Genomic DNA, 17,646 nt, shown 5'->3' on the forward strand with positions numbered 1-17,646 from the left:
CGTTGTGTCGGCTTCTTTCTGTCTACGCTGTCGAGAGCGTCTTGCAATTCCTCGACGGAGATCTCGTCGAGATGATTCACTATCTCTTACAACATTTTCCGGGCAGAAAGTTCTAACGGTTACTATAGTCACGACGGACCGCGGGTCCGGTCGCCAGCCCCATCATTATCATTCGTGAGTATTCGGCCCCGTGTTTTATATTGTAAATCAGGGACCTAAGAGGTACTTACACTGGACAACCAGAGGTGTTCCCTATTACCAGACAAACCGGCGACGACATGGAGGGCTGGACAGATGCGTGAGCGGGTGCGGCGGCTGGTCCCGGACGCGATCCGGGGGAGTTACCTCGCGAAGTTCGCCGCCGTCGTGGTCGTAATCGCGGCGATAACCGTCGCTGTCGGGCTCTACTCCCAGCAGGGGATCGCGGGACAACTGACCGAGAACGTCCACTCGGAGATGGAGACGACGACCGAGCTGGAAGCCAACGGGCTGGCGACCTGGCTGGAGAGCAACCAGCGCTCGACGCGGATGCTCTCCGCCCACGCCGTGTTCCGACAGGGCGACCGCGAGGAGATAGACAGCAGGATGGAAACCGAACTGAGTCAGTTGCCCGAGGAGACCCAGGCCATCCACTACGTGGATCTCGACTCGCGGCGCATCGTCGAGAGCACGACCGACGACGCGGAGGGGGAGAACCTCACGGAGTGGGACATCGAGTGGATGGTGAGTTCGCTCGACATGTCCGCGTACTCGACGGTCGCCGTCTCGGACGTGTTCCGCAACGGCGAGGGGGAGCAACTCGCGTTCGTGAGCCGTATTCAGGGCACCTCGCGCGGGGTGATGATCGTCGTCGACCCGAGCGTGCGCGCTACCCAGTTCCGCAACAGTATCAACAACAGCACTACCCAGGTCGTCAACGAGGAGGGGCAGATCTCCTTCGCCGCCGACCAGTCGTCGCTGCTGACCGAGTACGAACACGGCGCTGATTCGGCGGCCGTCCAGGCCGGTCTGCGCGGCGAGATCGGGGTCGCCGAGTCGAACGAGAGCGACGAACTCGTCGCCTACGCGCCGGTCACGGGCACCGACTGGGTCGTCATCAAGCAGACACCCACATCCAATGCGTATGCGCTCCGGTCGGCGATCAGCAACGACTTCATGCTCCTGTTCGGCGTCGCGATACTGGGCTTCGTCCTCATCGGGGCGACCATCGGCCGCAACACCGTCCGGAGCCTGAACGTGTTGCGGAGCAACGCCGAGTCCATCGCCGACGGTGACCTCGACGTCGAGGTTCCCGAAACCGACCGGATCGACGAGGTCGGGCAGGCGCTGACCGCCTTCGACGAGACGGTGACCTACCTCGGGACCGTCGCGGGACAGGCGGACGCCCTCGCGAATCGCGATTTCGAGGCCGATGTGCTGTCAGAGGACGTTCCCGGTGATCTCGGTCGGTCGCTCCGGACGATGCGGGACGACCTCCAGACGTTCGTCAGCGAACTGGAGGCCGCACAGGCCGAGGCCGCCGAGTCACGGGAACGCGCCGAGGAGCTGGCGGACTCGCTCGAACAGCGGGCGGCACGCTTCAGCGAGCTCATGGCCGAGGCGGCGGACGGCGACCTCACCAGCCGCCTCGACGCCGACACCGACAGCGAGGCGATGGCCGACATCGCGACGGCGTTCAACGAGATGCTCGGGGAACTGGAGACGACGATGGTCGAGATCCAGGGCTTCGCCGAGACGGTCGCGACCTCGAGCGAGCAGGTCGCCAGCAGCGCCGACCAGATCGAGACCGCGAGCGTCGACGTCAGCGACGCCGTCCAGGACATCGCCGCGGACGCGTCCGAACAGAACGAGACGATCCAGCAGGCCATCGAGGAACTCACCGACATGTCCGCGACCATCGAGGAGGTCGCCTCCTCGGCCGACGAGGTCGCCACGGTCGCAGACGAGGCCGCGTCACTCGGCCAGACCGGGCGTCAGCAGGCCGAGGGAGCAGTCGAGGAGATGGACGCCATCGAAGGCACGGTCGACGACGTGATCGCCGCCGTCGAAAACCTCGACGAGCAGATGGCGGCGATCGGCGACATCGTCGACCTGATCGACGACATCGCCGAGCAGACGAACATCCTGGCGCTCAACGCCTCCATCGAGGCGGCGCGGGCCGGCGAGGCCGGCGAAGGGTTCGCCGTCGTCGCCGGCGAGGTCAAGCAGTTGGCCGAGGAGACCGGTGAGGCGACCCGGGAGATCGACGAACGGATCAGCGAGACCCAGGCGACCACGACCGAAGCGGTCGAAGACGTCCGCGCCATGGGCGACCGCGTGGCCGACGGGATCGACGCGGTCGACCGGACCGTCGAGACGCTCGAACGCATCGCCGACACCGTCGCCGACGCCAACGCCGGCGTCCAGTCCATCAGCGAGGCGACCGACGAACAGGCCGCCACCACCGAGGAAGTGGTCGCACAGGTCGAAGAAGTCGGCACGATCAGCGAACGGACCTCGACCCGCGTCGAGTCGGTGGCCGCCTCCGCCGAGGAGCAGACGAACTCCATCTCGGAGGTGACCGAGGCCATCGAACGGCTCTCGGCACGTTCACAGGAGCTCGAAGCGCGGCTGACCGACTTCGAAGTCGAGGCCCACTCCGAAAAACAGCTCGCGGCAGACGACGACTAACGGATTCACGCCGCGACGAGCGCGTCTTCCAGCAGTTCTAGCGGGTGACGAATCTCATAGCCTGACCCGTGTTCCATCTGCATCGCGCAGGTCGGACACTCGGTCATCCCAGTCTCGCCCTCGGCCTCGTCCATGTGTTCGAACATCTCCTCGCCGATCGCCATGGATTTGTCGTACTTCTCGGCCTTCCAGCCGTAGGTCCCCGAGATGCCCGAACAGGACTCGCCCACGTCCTCGATCCCGACACCGTCCAGGTCCCGGAACAGTTCGACGGCCTGGCGGTCGAGGCCCTGGTTGCGGGCGTGACAGGGCGCGTGGTAGGCCAGGTCCGGGCCGTCCACGCTGGCCGCCGAGATCGCGTCGTTCAGGTCCTCGTGAATCCGGAGGTACTCGACGGCCTCGTAGGTGCTGGCCGAGACCTCCGCAGTGCCTTCGAAGGAAAACAGTTCGGGATACTCCTGGCGGAGCGACATCGAGCAGGAGGTACAGGAACAGACCACGTCGTACCCCTCCTCGACGAGCTCGGAGAACTCCTTGATGTTCAGCTTCGCATCGCGCCGAGCGTCGTCGAGCATCCCGTTAGCGTACATCGGCGTGCCCGAACAGCCCTGGTCCGGGACGGCGATCTGGTAGCCGAAGTGCTCGAAGACCCGCACCATCGCCTTGGCGACCTCGGGCGTGTTGTAGTTCGCGTAACAGCCGTGGAAGTACGCGACCCGCTTGTCCTCGCTCCGTACCTGCGGGCCGCCGCGTTCGGCCCACCACTGCCGGAAGGTCTGCTGGGCGAACTCGGGGAACTCCCGCTCGGCGGTGACGCCGAACACCTTCTCGCCGACCTGCCGGACCAGCGAGTTACCCATCACCGCGTTCGCCAGGCGCGGGACCTTGCTCGCGAACCAGGCGCTGATGCGGTAGTTGGCGAGGACGCGATTGCGCCAGTACTCGACCGACAGCTTGTCCATCTGCTGGTCGACGTACTCCCCGCGGGCCTCGTTGTGCATCTGGCTCAGGGGCACGTCCGAGGGGCAGGCGTTGTCACAGCGCATGCAGTTCGAGCAGTCCATGATCGAGTCGTCGACGTCGTGGTCGTCTTTCTGTTTGAGCCGCCACTGCTCTGGGCCCTGGAACTTCGGCCCGGGGAAGTCGTCGTCGACCTCCGCGACCGGGCAGTTCGTGTCACAGGTCGAGCACTTGTAACAGTCGTCTGCGCCCTCCCGGAGGTCCAGCTCGTTGTCCGGGAACACCTGGACCGGTTCGAACTCGTCGCCGTCGGGTATCTCGTCGTCGGGGACGGACGGTACGTCGTCGTCGGGGGGAGATTCAGCGTCGCTCATGTTGCACCTTCTCCTGCGAGTCTACCGGCGTGGAATCCCGTCGCCAGCGAGACGCCGCTGCCTGATTTCTCCGCTGCGAAGTCGTAGTTACCCAGCACCGAACCGGCGGCCCGGAGGTTCGAGAACTCCGGGGTCCCGCCGGCGTCCATCGGTCGCAACTCGCGGTCCGGATCGACGCCGAAGCGGGCGAACCGGTGGTCGCCGAAGGCCTCGTCCTCGAACCAGTCGTATCGATCCGACGGCTGTGCGACGTGGCAGTCGAACACCGGTTCTTCGACGCCCTCGCGGTCGGAGTCGATCCCCTTCCCGACCAGCCCGCCGGTCGCGAGGACGTACTCCTCGGCCGCGTAGGGCACGTCGTTACCCGTGCGGTCGACGACGACCGACTCGACGCGGTCGCCGTCGGCCTCGAAGCCGACGACGGGGTTGCCCGTCTCGATGCTGACGCCGGCTTCGTCGAGGGCCTCGTAGAGCCGGTCTTCCAGGCGAATCCCCGGAAGGCTCGGGGGTCCCATCGGGACCTCGAACACGTCCGCGCCGATGTGCTCGGCCAGGTCAGTCCGTACCTCGCGGGGATGGTCGTCGCCCAGCACCGCCGGGAACCCGACCCGTGCTTCGCCGTCGAGGCGTCCGTTCACGAGTTCCGCCAGCGCGCGGCGGACGCCACGGGTCCCGCCCCCGATCGGTTTGTCCTGATCCAGCAGGTGGGCGAAGCGGGTCACCTTCGGGTCCGCGCTGAGTTCGACCGGGAACTCGACGGTCACGCCGCGCGCGTCGAAGGGGGCACCGGCCGCAGCGAGGTGTTTCGCGGCCAGCGGCGCGTCGAACCCGACCAGGCGCTCGAAACCCACGAGCAAGGCGTCGCGGCCGTCGCTGGCCAGGCCCGCCGCGGTGCTGTCCGGATATCGCGCCGTCGGCTTGACCGCCCCGCCGTGGGTCGGGACCAGCGCGTTCCGGTCGGTGTGGTTGCCCTCGTAGGTATCTCCCGCGATGTCGTCGAACAGGTCGAGTCCTGCCTCGATGGCCGCGGGTCCGACGCGCTCGTAAGGATGGCCCTCGGGCAGGTCCTCGACGGCGTCGAACGGGTCGACGATGGGGCCCTCACCGTCGGGCGTGTACCCCAGTACGTCGATCAGGCCACTGGCGTGGCGCAGTGTCGGCTGTTTGTAGGAAACCAGTCGCACGTGTGCGCCAGACTCCGCGGCCGAGATGGCCGCCGTGATGCCGGCGAGACCGCCGCCGACCACGAGCACGTCCTGTTCAATCGCCATGGGCCCCTCCGTCGGCGGCCGTCGTTCGCGTGTCCGTGCCGGTCGCGGCGTCGCCGCCGTCGTCGAACGCCGAGAAGTCGATGGCCTCCTCGCGGTCGACGGGGTCTGAATCTCGGTTCATCGTCGTCGCGTGGAGCGCGTACGTGAGCATCGCCTGGGAGAGCTGTTCGCCCCACAGCGCGTGGCGCTGGCCCTTCCAGCGCTCCTGGTAGAGTTCGTCCAGTGCCGCGTACGACTGTGCCGCGTCGTACTCGGGATGGAGTTCCTGGGCCATCGCGTGGGTACAGAACCCGCCCTGACAGTTGCCCATCGAGGCGCGGGTCCGGATGCGGACGGCGTTCAGGTCCGTGCCAGCCTGGCCGATGGCGTCCTGCAGTTCCGCACGGGTGACACCCTCACAGCCACAGACGACGGGATTGGGGTCGGTAATCGAGAGGACCTCCTCCGCGCGGCTTCCCAGCCGTTGCGTGCTGCGCTTGGCGATGGGCGAGGTCAGGCCGTAGTCGTCCATCGCGTCCTCCAGCACCCGGTAGTTCTTACTGCCGGGCAGGGCCACGTCCGCGGTCCGGCAGGTGGCCGAGACGCCGAGTTTGGCACAGACGTGGTCGCTGATGTCCTCGGCCATCATCCGGTAGGTCGTGAACTTCCCGCCGACGATGGAGGTCATTCCCGGCAGGCCGTCCCGTTCGGCGTGGTCGAGCAGGAAGAAATCCCGCGTGATGTCCTCCGAGTCGGTCGTCCCCGAGCCCGGCGGTTCGTACAGCGGGCGCACGCCCCAGTACGAGCGAATCGTTCGAGCGGACTGGAGTTTCGGGACGAGTTTCGACAGTTCGTCGATCATCAGGTCGACCTCCCACTGCTCCTCGGGGTAGTCCTCGGGGTCGTCGACCTCCGCGTCGGTCGTTCCCAGAATCGCGGTCGTCTCGTGGGGGACGATGATGTCGGCGTTGCCCTTGGGTTTACAGCGGTTGATGACGGTGTCGACCTGCCGGACGTTCATGACGGTCATCACGCCCTTCGAGGGGCGGACCTCGATGTCGACGCCCGCCATCTCGCCGATCTGCCCCGCCCACGCGCCCGTGGCGTTGACGACGTAGTCGGCTTCGATCTCCTCGATCGTCCCGGCCGCGCCGTGACTACGGGTTCCTTTCCCGCTCTGATGGCGAACCTCGACGCCGACGACCTCGCCGGCCTCGACGAGCAGGTCCGTCACCTCGGCGTGGGTCTCGATGCGCGCGCCGTGGTTCTCCGCGCTGACCGCGTTGGCCACACAGAGCCGGAAGGGGTCGATTGCCCCGTCGGGGACCGTGATGGCCTTGTCGATGTCCTTGGCGAGGTACGGTTCGCGCTGGCGGGCCTCCCGCCCGGAGAGGACCTCCGTCGGAATGTCACACTCGTCACAGCCCCGGAGCTTCCGCTCGAAGTACTCCTCGGTGTCCTCCGGCCGCTTGACGAACAGGCCGCCGGTCTCCTCGACGCAGTGGCTCGCGATCTCTTCGAGCACGCGCGTCTCCTGTATGCACTCTCTGGCACTGGCCTGATCGGAGACGGCGTAGCGGCCGCCGCTGTGGAGCAGGCCGTGCATCCGCCCGGTCGTGCCGTGTGTCAGGTTCCCTTTCTCGACGAGGGTCACGTCCAGACCGCGCATCGCCAGGTCCCTGGCGATCCCACAGCCCGTCGAGCCACCGCCGATGACGAGAACGCTCGGTGTGTCAGCCATCGCACTGTCCCCACATTGGACTGCTCGTACATATTTTTACCGCAGGAATGAAACCTCCAGTAAATTAGATGCACACAGTATCATATAAGAATACGTACTCGACAGGGCTGTCGTCGAGTTGGGACCGACGCCACTCAGGAGATCATCGACGAGGCAGGACCGACCGAAGCAGTGCGACAAAAATACCCTTTTGGCACGCGAAAAGCGGCGATACCCGCCAGCTTCCGGGAGCGATCGGCGGACGTGGAGCCGCCAGAGTTCGTTACGGCATAACACTTATCATGATTGGGCTAGAGATTTATCGCTAAGACGGCTTTGGCAGTAAAGAAAGCTGTCGAGACACCAGAGTGGAGAACCCAAAATGTCATCAAATACGTACGTCGGCGCGATCGACCAGGGGACGACGGGAACCCGGTTCATGGTCTTCGACCACAGCGGTCAGGTCGTCGCCAACGCCTACGAGAAGCACGAACAGATCTATCCGGAACCCGGCTGGGTCGAGCACGACCCGATGGAGATCTGGGAAAACACCAAGACGGTCGTGACGACCGGCCTGGAGGAGGCGGGACTCGACGCGAGTCAGCTGGAGGCGCTGGGCATCACCAACCAGCGCGAGACGACGCTCGTCTGGGACGCCGAGACCGGGAAACCGGTCCACAACGCCCTGGTCTGGCAGGACCGCCGAACGACCGACCGCGTCGAGGAGGTTCAGGAGGCGGGGAAAGTCGAGTGGATCCGGGAGAAGACCGGCCTCGAGTGTGACGCGTACTTCTCGGCGACCAAGACCGAGTGGATTCTCGACAACGCCGACCCGGTGAAGATGGACCGGTCGCGCTCGGAAGACGTCCGCGACCGCGCCGAGAACGGCGAACTCATGATGGGCACCATCGACGCGTGGCTCATCTACAACCTCACCGGTAACCACATCACGGACGTCTCGAACGCGTCGCGGACGATGCTGTACAACATCCACGACATGGAGTGGGACGAGGAGCTCTTAGACGAGTTCAACGTCCCCGAACCAATGGTTCCGGAGGTACGCCCGTCCTCGGACGAGGACTACTACGGACACACCGACGCCGACGGCTTCCTGGAGGAGTCGATTCCCGTCGCGGGCGCACTCGGCGACCAGCAGGCAGCGTTGTTCGGCCAGACCTGTTTCGACGAGGGCGACGCGAAGAACACCTACGGGACGGGGTCGTTCTACCTGATGAACACCGGGAACGAGGCCGTCGAGTCCGACCACGGCCTGCTGACGACGATCGGCTTCCAGCGGTCGGGCGAACCCGTCCAGTACGCCCTTGAGGGGGCGATCTTCATCACCGGCGCGGCCATCGAGTGGCTCGAAGACGTCGACCTCATCGACGACCCCGCCGAGACGGCCGAACTGGCGCGGTCGGTCGACTCGACCGACGGCGTCTACCTGGTACCGGCCTTCACCGGCCTGGGTGCGCCCCACTGGGACGGACGCGCTCGCGGGACCATCGTCGGGATGACCCGCGGGACCGAGCGCGAGCACATCGTCCGGGCGACGCTCGAATCCATCGCCTACCAGACCCGCGACGTGGCCGAGGCCATGGAGGCAGACTCCGGCGTCGAGACGACGAGCCTCCGCGTCGACGGCGGGGCAGTCAAGAACAACTTCCTCTGTCAGCTACAGGCCGACATCATCGGAACGGAGATCGTCCGGCCCGAGGTCGACGAGACGACCGCTCTGGGGTCAGCATACGCGGCCGGCCTCGCCGTCGGCTACTGGGACACGCTGGACGAACTCCGGAAAAACTGGCAGGTCGACCGCGAGTTCGACGTGAAAAACGGCGGCGAGTACGACGACAACTACGAGCGCTGGGAGGACGCGGTCGAACGCTCCAAGGACTGGGCCCAGGACGGAGGGAGCTAGCCGATGTTCCAGGCGGTGCTCCAGCTACCCGTCATCGGAATGGAAGTCGAGCCGTTCCTCCTTTTGCTCATCACCGCCCTCGCCGGCGGGGCGTTCGGTGCAGCGCTCGGCGCACTGCCGGCGTTCGTCTTCACGGGCTTCGTCGTCTTCCTCGGTGAGGGGATCGCCATCCTCCAGCGGGAGATCGGCAGCAGTCTCGACGTCCCCGGCGCTGGGAACATCGCAACCGGCGTGACCGGGACGATCGGGTTCGGTGCAGTCACCGGCCCCCACATCGCCTTCGCCGGCGGTGTCGCCGCGACCGCCTACGCGGGGCGGAAGTACCCCGAGATGGAACCCGACGACTGGGACTACCACTTCGGGAAGAACATTCTCTACGCGTTCGGGACCAAACCCGACATCCTGGCGGTGGGTGCGATCTTCGGCGCGGTCGGGATGCTCTTCACCCGGATCATGGGCGGCATCGGGTTCCCGACGGACAACATCGCGCTGTCGGTCGTGGCGACGGCCTTCCTCGCCCGGCTGGCTTTCGGCTACCCGCTCGTCGGCAAGGTCGGCGGGTCGAACATCCTCGACATGTCCCCGTTCGAGCGCGAGGAGAAGCGCACGGCAGCCGACGGCGGCACGGAGACCGACCGCCTGGCGACCGAGCCGTGGCTCCCCCACCAGTACAAGTGGGCCGGCGTCACGGCGATCGGTCTCGTCGGCGGGATCCTCGGCGGCTTCATCTGGATCGAAACCGGGAGCATCTTCCTGGGCTACGCGATTTCGGCGATGAGCCTCCTCTTTCTCAACCTCGGGGTCGAGAAGATCCCGGTCACCCACCACATCACGCTGCTGGGTGCGGTCGGTGCCGTCATCGCGATGCCGATGATCGGGAGCGAAGTAGTCGCGCTGCTGGTCGCCGGCGTCTTCGGTGCCGTCAGCGGCCTCTTCGGCGAATTGACTCAGCGGCTCTTCTACTCACATTCCGGGACGCACGTCGATCCGCCGGCGATGGCGATCGCGCTGTTCATGCTGATCCTCGGCGTCCTCTATCTGGCCGGTGCCATCCCGAACGCGGGGTATCTCGGACTCTAACCGGCAACGACCCACATCTCACAGTAACCGGTTCAAAACACTCACTGTCCTCTATTTCTAACCACACGTCAGACTGGTAGAGGACTACGTCACGCCACACAGATGGACCTGAAATCCCGAATCCGTCGACGCCGGCGAACAGGCACGACTGCCACGCTCGTCCTCGATTACGAGGCGATCAGTCCCATCGCCCACGTGTCCGAACCGACCGGCCGTGGTCCCGTGCTCGAACGGCTCCTCGATTACCTCGATCCGGTGTTCGACGGCGATTTGCCGCCGAACGCCTACGTCTGGGGACCCATCGGTGCCGGCAAATCGGCAGTCGTCACGGCGCTGTGGGCCAACCTCGCGGGGCAGCTCTCGGAGTCACAGTCGGTGATCCACACGACGACGCGGTCGCAGACGACCAACGCGCCACAGTTCGTCTACGTCGACAGCCGCGAAGCGAGCAGCACCTTCGCACAGTACCGCGCGATTCTGGACGCCATCTCCGACGAGTCCGTCCCGGAGAAGGGCATCGGGACGGACACGCTGGAGACCCGACTGACAAACTCGCTCCGGGCCGGCGGCGCCAGCGTCCTCGTCGCCGTCGACCACGTCGGCGAGCCCGAAACCCCCGACCTCGCGACCGTCGCCGACCGGCTCGATTCCCTCGGCGCGTCGCTCACGTGGGTCGCGGTCGGACGGACGAATCCCGAGACCCTCGCTGTCGATCTGCCGCCGGAACGCATCGAACTGCCCGCGTATCGACGCCACGATCTGGTCGACATCCTCACGAGTCGGGCCTCGGAGGGGCTGGCCGAACGCGCCCTCCAGCACGAACAGACCCGCGATATCGCCGACTGGGCCGAGGGCAACGCCCACGACGCCTTCGCGGCGCTGTTCGGGGCTGCCGACCGCGCCGCGCGGAAGGGCCGCTCGCGCATCCACAGCGAGGACATCACCGCGGGCATGATGGACGTGCCGCGACCCTGCAGTTCGCTCGGTCGCGTCATGGCACTGCCGCAGAATCGACAGCTGGTGTTGCGAACGTTCGTCGACCTCGACGAACACGCCCGCGAGTCCGTCGAGCGGACGACCGAGGCCATCGCCGACGCCGCTTCGGTCGATCTCACCCCCGGCACCGTCAAGCGATTCCTCTACGAACTCGCTGAGACCGGCATCATCGAACGCGTCCAGCGGGAAACCGGCGACGACTCCCACGGCCGTCCCCCGAGCCGCGTCGAACCGCGGTTCCCGATCACCGTGTTCCGACGCCTCTACGACATCCGGACTGAGTGAGCGGTCTCACCGCTTGATTCGCGTCCGGTCCCCGGTACCACCTGCGCCGCCACTGTCGCGGTCCCTCACCTGCGGATTCGGGACCGATCACCAGTGCCGGCGGTCCTCGCACTCGCCAATGCCCCCATCACGCCCACGTCGTCCCCCAGATTCGTCAGTTGCAGGTCCGGCACGTTCGACATGACCACGTCGTCCAACCGGTCCCGAACCGGGTCGATCACCTGCTCGGAGTTGTGCAACGCGACAGCCCCGCCGACGTAGACGGCCAGTGGCGCGTACGCGTGGACGACGTTCGCGATCCCGATCGTGTTCCACTCGGTGATCCGTTCGAGCACGTGATCGGCCAGCGGGTCGTCGCCCGCAGCGGCGAAGAGATCCGACGCAGCGAACTTCGGGTCGGCGACGGACAGGTCCGTCTCGATGTCCGTGGTCTCGTGGAGGTACTCGGCGTAGTAGGGGATGTTGCTCCCCGAGCAGTACGCCTCCCAGTGGCCGTCCTTGCCACAGCCACAGGTGAGTCGCCCCTCGGGATCGACCGTCAGGTGGCCGACCTCGCCGGCGTTGCCGTCCCACCCCGTGAGGACGTGGCCGTCGACGCAGACGCCGGCCCCGATGCCCGTGGAGATGGTCAGGTACACCATGTCGTCCGGGTTGCGGTCGCTGTGGAACCGCTCGCCGATGACCGCAGCGACCGTGTCGTTGTGGAGGTAGACCCGATCGCTGTCGATCAAGTTCTCGATCGGCCCCGTCAGCGGGATGCGGTCGATGGTCTCGGGGAGGTTCGCGGGCTGTTGCACCTCGCCGGCAGCCAGGTCGAGCGGGCCGATAGCGCCGATACCGACCGCGCGGATCGCCGTCGGGTCCGCTCCCGCGGTCGCGCAGGCCGTCCGGAGCGAATCGAGGACCGCTTCGGTCACCGTGATGCCGCTGGGACCCTGTGGCGTGTCGCGTCGGTCCTGCCCGAGGACCGTCCCGTCCTCGTCGGCGACCACGGCGCGGAGGTTCGTCGCCCCGAGGTCGACTCCCGCGTACATGTGCGGGGGCAAATGGCCCTGTCGTACTTAAGCGCGTTCGATGACCGAGACGGTGTGAGTAACGGCTAGGCAGTCGAGACGTAACTGAGGGAGTCTCGGGAACTGTCGAAGAACACGCGCTCGCGACGAGCGACTACCAGCCGCCCGCCTGGCTCTAGACCGTGTCTTCCTCGCGGTGACCGACGGTATCCTCGTAGACGACGCCACGTTCCGCGTCGAGCGTGACGACGGTCCCGTCGGCGACGCCCTCGGGCAGGTCGGCGTCGGCGATCGCCGGCACGTCGATCTCGCGGGCGACGATCGCGGCGTAGCCGGTAACGCCCCCGTGGCCGTCGATGATACCCCCGAGTTTCGAGAGGTCGCCGTCGAACTCCCCGTCGAACCCATCGGGCACGGCGAGAATCGCGCCGTCGGGCACCGACGAGAGATCGCCGTCGCCGACGTGGGCGAGCGGTCCGGAGACGAGGCCGTCCACGACCGACCGGCCGGAGGCGACCGTTTCGGCGGCGACGTGGACCTTGAGCATGTTCGCCGTGTCCAGGCCTTCGAGTTCGGTCATCATCCCGGAGAGAACGACGACGGTTTCGCCGGCCTCGGCCGCGCCCGCGTCGATCGCCGACTGGACTGCCGTCTGAATGACGGCGTCGGCACCGCCCTCCGTGTAGGGGGTGTACTTGGGCTGGATGCCCCACGAGAGCGCGAGCTGACGGCGGACGCGCTCGCTGGGCGTCGCGGCGACGACCGGCATGTCCGGCCGGTACTTCGCGGCTTTGAGCGCGGTGTAGCCCGATTCGGAGGCGGCGACGATGGCGCTGGCGTCCACGTCGCGTGCGAGGTAGCGCGCCGACCGCGCCAGCGCGTCGGTTCGGGTCGTCCCGGCGGCCGGCACGCGCTGTTCGCGGGACTCGGCGTACTCCTCGCTTCCCTCCACGTCGCGGACGATGCGGTCCATCGTCTCGACGACCCTGATCGGGTGGTCGCCGATGGCCGTCTCACCCGAGAGCATGACCGCGTCCGTCCCGTCGAGGACGGCGTTGGCCACGTCCGAGGCCTCGGCGCGAGTGGGCCGGCGCGCGTGGACCATCGAGTCGAGCATCTCGGTGGCGGTGATGACCGGCACGCCCGCCGCGTGGCACTTCCGGATGATGCGTTTCTGGATGAGCGGCACCTCCTCCATGGGACACTCCACGCCGAGGTCGCCGCGGGCGACCATGACCCCGTAGGCCTCGTCGACGATGGAATCCAGGTTCTCGACGGCCCCCGCACGCTCGATCTTGGCGATGATCGGGATGTCCCCGCCGAGGTCGTCGATGTGTTTGCCGATCTCGTAGACGTCCTGTCCGTCGCGGACGAAACTCGCCGCGACGAAGTCGGCCTCCTTCTCGACGGCGACCGCCAGTTCCTCGCGGTCCTGTTCGGTGATGGTCGGCAGGTCCAGGTCGACGCCGGGGACGTTGACCCCCTTTCGCCCGCCGAGTTCGCCGCCGTCCTCGACGCGGGCGATCACGGCGTCGCCCTCGACCGCCTGGACCGTCGTCTCGATGCGCCCGTCGTCCAGCAGGACGCGGTCGCCCGACTCGACGGCCGTGATGGACATCGAGAGCCCGATCTCCTCGGGCGTGGCCTCCTCGCCGGAGACGAACCTGACGGTCGACCCCGCCTCGACGTAGATGGGGTCGTCGATCGGTGCGGTACGGACCTCCGGCCCGGCGATGTCGTGGACGACCGGGACGGGGGCCGAGAGTTCGCCGCTGACCTCGCGGACGCGGTCGATGAGGGCTGCGCGTTCCTCCGGGGTGCCGTGGCTGGCGTTCATCCGGACGACGTCCATGCCCGCCTCGATCAGTCCCCGCAACTGTTCACGTGAGTCCGATGCCGGACCGATAGTACAGACGATTTTCGCGTTTCGCATTGATGTTCCTCCGGTGCTGGTCCGGCTGTTTCAGGACCAGTCGCGTTCGATAGCCCTTGTCGCTGAAGGGAGATAGTGTTGTCCGCGTCGTCTCGAAAAATTGTCTTTCGTCCTACAGGACGATGCTCTTCGTGGTGACGAACTCCTCGATGCTGTACCCCAGGCCCTCGCGCCCGATGCCGGAGTCCTTGACGCCGCCGAAGGGGATGTCGCCCAGACCGTGGGACGGCGCGCCGTTGATGCGGACCGCGCCGGCCTCGATGCGCTCGGCCAGGTCCATCGCGCGGTCGTAGTCCTTGGTGAACACCGACGCGTCCAGCCCCATGTCGCCGGCGTTGGCGATGTCCAGGGCCTCGGCTTCGTCCTCGAATTTCGTCACGACGGCGACGGGACCGAACTGCTCCTCGTGGATGAGGCGGGCGTCGTGGGGGACGTTCGCGAGCAGCGTCGGCTCGAAGAACTGCCCGTCTCGGTCGCCACCTCGAACCAGATCGGCCCCTTTGTCGACGGCGTCCTCGACGAGTTCCTCGACGTAGTCGGCCTGGTCCTCGCTGATGAGCGGGCCGAGCGTGGTCTTCTCGTCGAAGAGGTCGCCGGCCTCCCAGTTGTCCATCTCCGTGTCGAGCATGTCGACCATCTCGTCGTGGACCCCCTCGTGAGCGAGGACGCGGGAAACCGCCGAACAGCGCTGCCCGGCGTACTTGAACGACCCCTTGGCACACTGACCGACCGCGTCGGTGAGGTCGGCGTCCTCGAAGACGATGGCCGGCGCGTTGCCGCCCAGTTCCATGTGGAGGTTGACCATGCCGCTCTCGCGGGCGACGTGTTTGCCCGCCGCCGAGGAGCCGGTCATCGCGATGGCGTCGATGCGGTCGTCGCCGGAGAGCACGTCACCGATGGCGCTGGCGCGACCCGCGACGTAATTGAAGCCGCCGTCGGGCAGGTCCGCCTCCTCGATGCAGTCGGCGAGGACGGCCGCGCTGACGGGCGTCTTCGTCGCGGGCTTGAGGACCACGCTGTTGCCGCCGGCGATGGCGGGCGCGACCTGGAGTGCGGTCGTCGCGAGGGGGTAGTTGTACGGTGTGAGACACAGAACCGTTCCCACCGGCTGGGGCTTGACGATGGCTTTCCAGCCCTCGTGGCCCGCGGTCGTGCCTTCGAGGAACTCGCCCTGGAGGTCGTGAACCTCCTCGACGGCGCGGCGGAAGCGCTCGACGGCCGAGTCGACCTCACCGCGTGCGGACGAAATCGGCTTGCCGGCCTCGCGGACGATGATGTCCGCGAGTTCCTCCTTGCGGGATTCGATCTCGTCGGCGATGGTCTCCAGCCACTCGGCGCGCTGGACGAGCGTCGTCTCGCGCATCGCCCGCTGTGCCCGATAGGCGGCGTCGATCGCCTCGCGTGCCTCGTCGGGCCCGGCCGCACCGACCGTCGCGAACGTCCCGCCGTCCGCGAGGTCCGTGACTTCGAGCACCTCGTCGTCGGTCTCGAATTTCCCCTCTACGAAGATGTCGTCCGGATACTGTCGTGACGTGGCCATACTACCACGTACGCCCTCCTCCCGTAAAGAGTTTACTCAAAATCGAATTAATATCTATCAGCCATGTGTGACAACCCAGACCATAATTCACTCGTGGGCAAATAGGCGTTATATCGGCTGAAGGAGTCGTTTACCCGCAGAGATTCGGTAGCACAATCAGAGGATTACCGAGAACAGTCGGTCATTACGAATGTACGCTCTGGCGAGAGGACAGCAGTTCGACGGTACCGTCAGTAAAACTGGTGTCCTAGCGGGAAAGTTCGGTTTCCTCGCCGTCGATGACCCGGTCGACGGCGGTCGGCGTGACCACGGCGATGTCGCCCGGGACGGTGCGTTTCAGGGCCGCCGTCGCGGTCCCGTACTCCAGCGCGTCGGGGACGGTACCGTCCCGTAATCGCTCGGCAAGGAATCCGCCCACGAAGGCATCACCGGTCCCGACCGGGTGCGCGTCGCCGGCCGCGAACGCCGGCTGCTCGACGACCGCACCGTCGAAGACGGCGAGTACCCCCTCGCTGCCGCGAGTGACGATCGTCGTCTCGAAGCCGTACTCCCCGGCCAGACCGCGAGCCACCGACTCGGCCGATCCGGATCGGTCCAGGACCGTCTCGGCGTCGCGCTCGGCGACGACGAGCACGTCGACGAGCGGGAGGAGGTCGGTCAGCGTCTCACGGGCATCGGCCGGCGACCAGAGCTTCGACCGGTAGTTCAGGTCGAACGCCGTCGTCGTCCCCGCCTCGCGGGCGAGCGAAAGCAGGTCCTTCGTCGTCGTCGCCAGCGTCTCTGAGAGCGCCGGCGTGATACCAGTCGTGTGGAACGCAGTGGCGCGCTCGATGCGGTCGGTCGGGAGTTCCGCGGCCGTAGCCGTCCGGACGGCGGCGTGGTCCCGGTCGTAGACGACGGTCGAACCGCGCGGCTGGTCCCCGGTTTCGAGGTAGTACGTTCCCTGTCGGCCCTCGTCGGCCCAGACGACCGCGGCGTCGACGCCGTGGCGTCGGAGCGACCCCGTCACCCGTCGGCCGGGCGGCGAGTCCGGGAGTTTCGACAGCCAGGTGGCGTCCAGGCCGAGGCGCGCCGCGGCGGCGGCGACGTTGCTCTCGGCCCCGGCGGCGTGGACCCGGAACCGGTCGGCGGTCTCGATGGGCGTGTCTCCGGGCGGGGAGAGTCGGAGCATCGTCTCCCCGAAGGTCACGAGGTCGGGCATACGATGACGCTGGTCGTGGACGTAGTTAAATGACGAGGCAGCCGCGGGCGAAACGCGCCGACGGGCGAGCGGGAAAACGGGGACCGGTCGCGGCCGCTCGGCCGTCTGGAGGGGCTACCGCCGCTCCGTGACGACGACGGCCTCGTTGGACTGGAGCCACGCCCGGTGGTTCTGCCGGTCGTAGATGATGACGCCGTCACCGGCTTCCAGTTCCACGAATCGGTCGTCCTGCCTTGGGCCTCCGGCGGGTTGCTCGGTCGTATCGTCCGTTGGTTCTACTGACATTGGGGGCAGTTGTCCTGCGACAGGAACACCTACTCGCCGTGCCATGATAAACGTTACCAAACTCCACAGTAACGCCGTTACTGGGACGTGACTCCGGGTCGCGGTCAGTCGTCGGACCGGCCGTATCCCTGGTTTTCGATACACTGTCGCATTTCGGCCTCGTCGTAGTGTTTGTGGAGGCGCGTGGGCGTATCACAGTAGAACGTCTCCCCGTCCCAGCGCAGCGTGACCTCCGTCTCCGTTCCGAGCGTTTCCGTCCGGACCACAATGCGGCGACCGTCCTTGAGCGCCGCCAGGAACTCGTCGGCGTGTAGTTCTCCCGCGGCGACGTGTAGTGGTTCGGGCATCAGCCCTAGCTACGTCGAGGCCCCCAATCAGTGTTGGTTCCCGGGACGCCTGTGTACTCGTCGCTCCAGAC

Annotated in this window: 13 protein-coding genes; 4 read left to right on the plus strand and 9 right to left on the minus strand. The window is 66.7% G+C overall.

Translation table 11 applies throughout. The annotated features are described in order from the left end of the window. The first annotated feature begins 294 nt into the window (after nucleotides 1-294). Nucleotides 295-2,670, plus strand: a complete 2,376-nt coding sequence (locus tag E2481_RS10785; protein ID WP_136717161.1) for a methyl-accepting chemotaxis protein — start codon at nucleotides 295-297, stop codon at nucleotides 2,668-2,670. A gap of 5 nt (nucleotides 2,671-2,675) precedes the next feature. Here the strand turns inward: E2481_RS10785 and E2481_RS10790 are convergent, their stop codons facing one another. From E2481_RS10790 to glpA, 3 genes are read right to left on the minus strand one after another with little or no spacing between them, the layout of a single operon-like run. Beyond that, entirely contained in the window at nucleotides 2,676-4,004 is a 1,329-nt protein-coding gene (locus tag E2481_RS10790) for an anaerobic glycerol-3-phosphate dehydrogenase subunit C (protein WP_136717162.1), read from the minus strand. After that, complete coding sequence (gene glpB / locus E2481_RS10795) at nucleotides 4,001-5,275, minus strand: glycerol-3-phosphate dehydrogenase subunit GlpB (protein WP_136717163.1); 1,275 nt, start codon at nucleotides 5,273-5,275, stop codon at nucleotides 4,001-4,003. Before glpB ends, E2481_RS10790 begins: the two co-directional genes overlap by 4 nt. Continuing rightward, nucleotides 5,265-6,995, minus strand: a complete 1,731-nt coding sequence (glpA, locus tag E2481_RS10800; protein WP_136717164.1) for an anaerobic glycerol-3-phosphate dehydrogenase subunit GlpA — start codon at nucleotides 6,993-6,995, stop codon at nucleotides 5,265-5,267. Before glpA ends, glpB begins: the two co-directional genes overlap by 11 nt. A 361-nt stretch (nucleotides 6,996-7,356) precedes the next feature. On the opposite strand from glpA, the gene glpK reads away from it, so the two are divergent. The 3 genes from glpK to E2481_RS10815 all read left to right on the plus strand — a co-directional run bounded on the left by glpK (nucleotide 7,357) and on the right by E2481_RS10815 (nucleotide 11,256). Next, nucleotides 7,357-8,895, plus strand: a complete 1,539-nt coding sequence (gene glpK, locus E2481_RS10805) for a glycerol kinase GlpK (RefSeq protein ID WP_136717165.1) — start codon at nucleotides 7,357-7,359, stop codon at nucleotides 8,893-8,895. Between the two features lie 3 nt (nucleotides 8,896-8,898). After that, nucleotides 8,899-9,975, plus strand: coding sequence for a hypothetical protein (locus tag E2481_RS10810; RefSeq protein ID WP_136717166.1), 1,077 nt, complete (start codon nucleotides 8,899-8,901; stop codon nucleotides 9,973-9,975). A gap of 102 nt (nucleotides 9,976-10,077) precedes the next feature. Beyond that, nucleotides 10,078-11,256, plus strand: a complete 1,179-nt coding sequence (locus E2481_RS10815) for a Cdc6/Cdc18 family protein (RefSeq protein WP_136717167.1) — start codon at nucleotides 10,078-10,080, stop codon at nucleotides 11,254-11,256. Nucleotides 11,257-11,321: 65 nt separating this feature from the next. Here E2481_RS10815 and E2481_RS10820 read toward each other — a convergent pair whose 3' ends face one another. From E2481_RS10820 to E2481_RS10840, 6 genes are all read right to left on the minus strand, one after another. Then, nucleotides 11,322-12,290, minus strand: coding sequence for an ROK family protein (locus E2481_RS10820; RefSeq protein WP_136717168.1), 969 nt, complete (start codon nucleotides 12,288-12,290; stop codon nucleotides 11,322-11,324). A 154-nt stretch (nucleotides 12,291-12,444) separates the two neighbouring features. Beyond that, nucleotides 12,445-14,202: a pyruvate kinase gene (gene pyk, locus E2481_RS10825; RefSeq protein WP_136717169.1), complete on the minus strand. Its 1,758-nt coding sequence runs from the start codon at nucleotides 14,200-14,202 to the stop codon at nucleotides 12,445-12,447. 112 nt (nucleotides 14,203-14,314) lie between these two features. Continuing rightward, on the minus strand, nucleotides 14,315-15,742 hold the full coding sequence (locus E2481_RS10830) for an aldehyde dehydrogenase family protein (protein WP_136717170.1): 1,428 nt from the start codon (nucleotides 15,740-15,742) through the stop codon (nucleotides 14,315-14,317). Between the two features lie 247 nt (nucleotides 15,743-15,989). Beyond that, on the minus strand, nucleotides 15,990-16,943 hold the full coding sequence (gene kdgK1 / locus E2481_RS10835; protein WP_136717171.1) for a bifunctional 2-dehydro-3-deoxygluconokinase/2-dehydro-3-deoxygalactonokinase: 954 nt from the start codon (nucleotides 16,941-16,943) through the stop codon (nucleotides 15,990-15,992). A gap of 114 nt (nucleotides 16,944-17,057) precedes the next feature. After that, a complete protein-coding gene (locus tag E2481_RS18705) occupies nucleotides 17,058-17,228 on the minus strand; it encodes a DUF7331 family protein (protein WP_169302424.1) in 171 nt (56 codons plus the stop codon). Nucleotides 17,229-17,332: 104 nt separating this feature from the next. Continuing rightward, complete coding sequence (locus tag E2481_RS10840; RefSeq protein ID WP_136717172.1) at nucleotides 17,333-17,575, minus strand: hypothetical protein; 243 nt, start codon at nucleotides 17,573-17,575, stop codon at nucleotides 17,333-17,335. Between the last annotated feature and the right edge of the window lie 71 nt (nucleotides 17,576-17,646).

It is taken from the genome of Halorientalis salina (assembly GCF_005049285.1).
In the GTDB taxonomy this organism is placed as follows: domain Archaea; phylum Halobacteriota; class Halobacteria; order Halobacteriales; family Haloarculaceae; genus Halorientalis; species Halorientalis salina.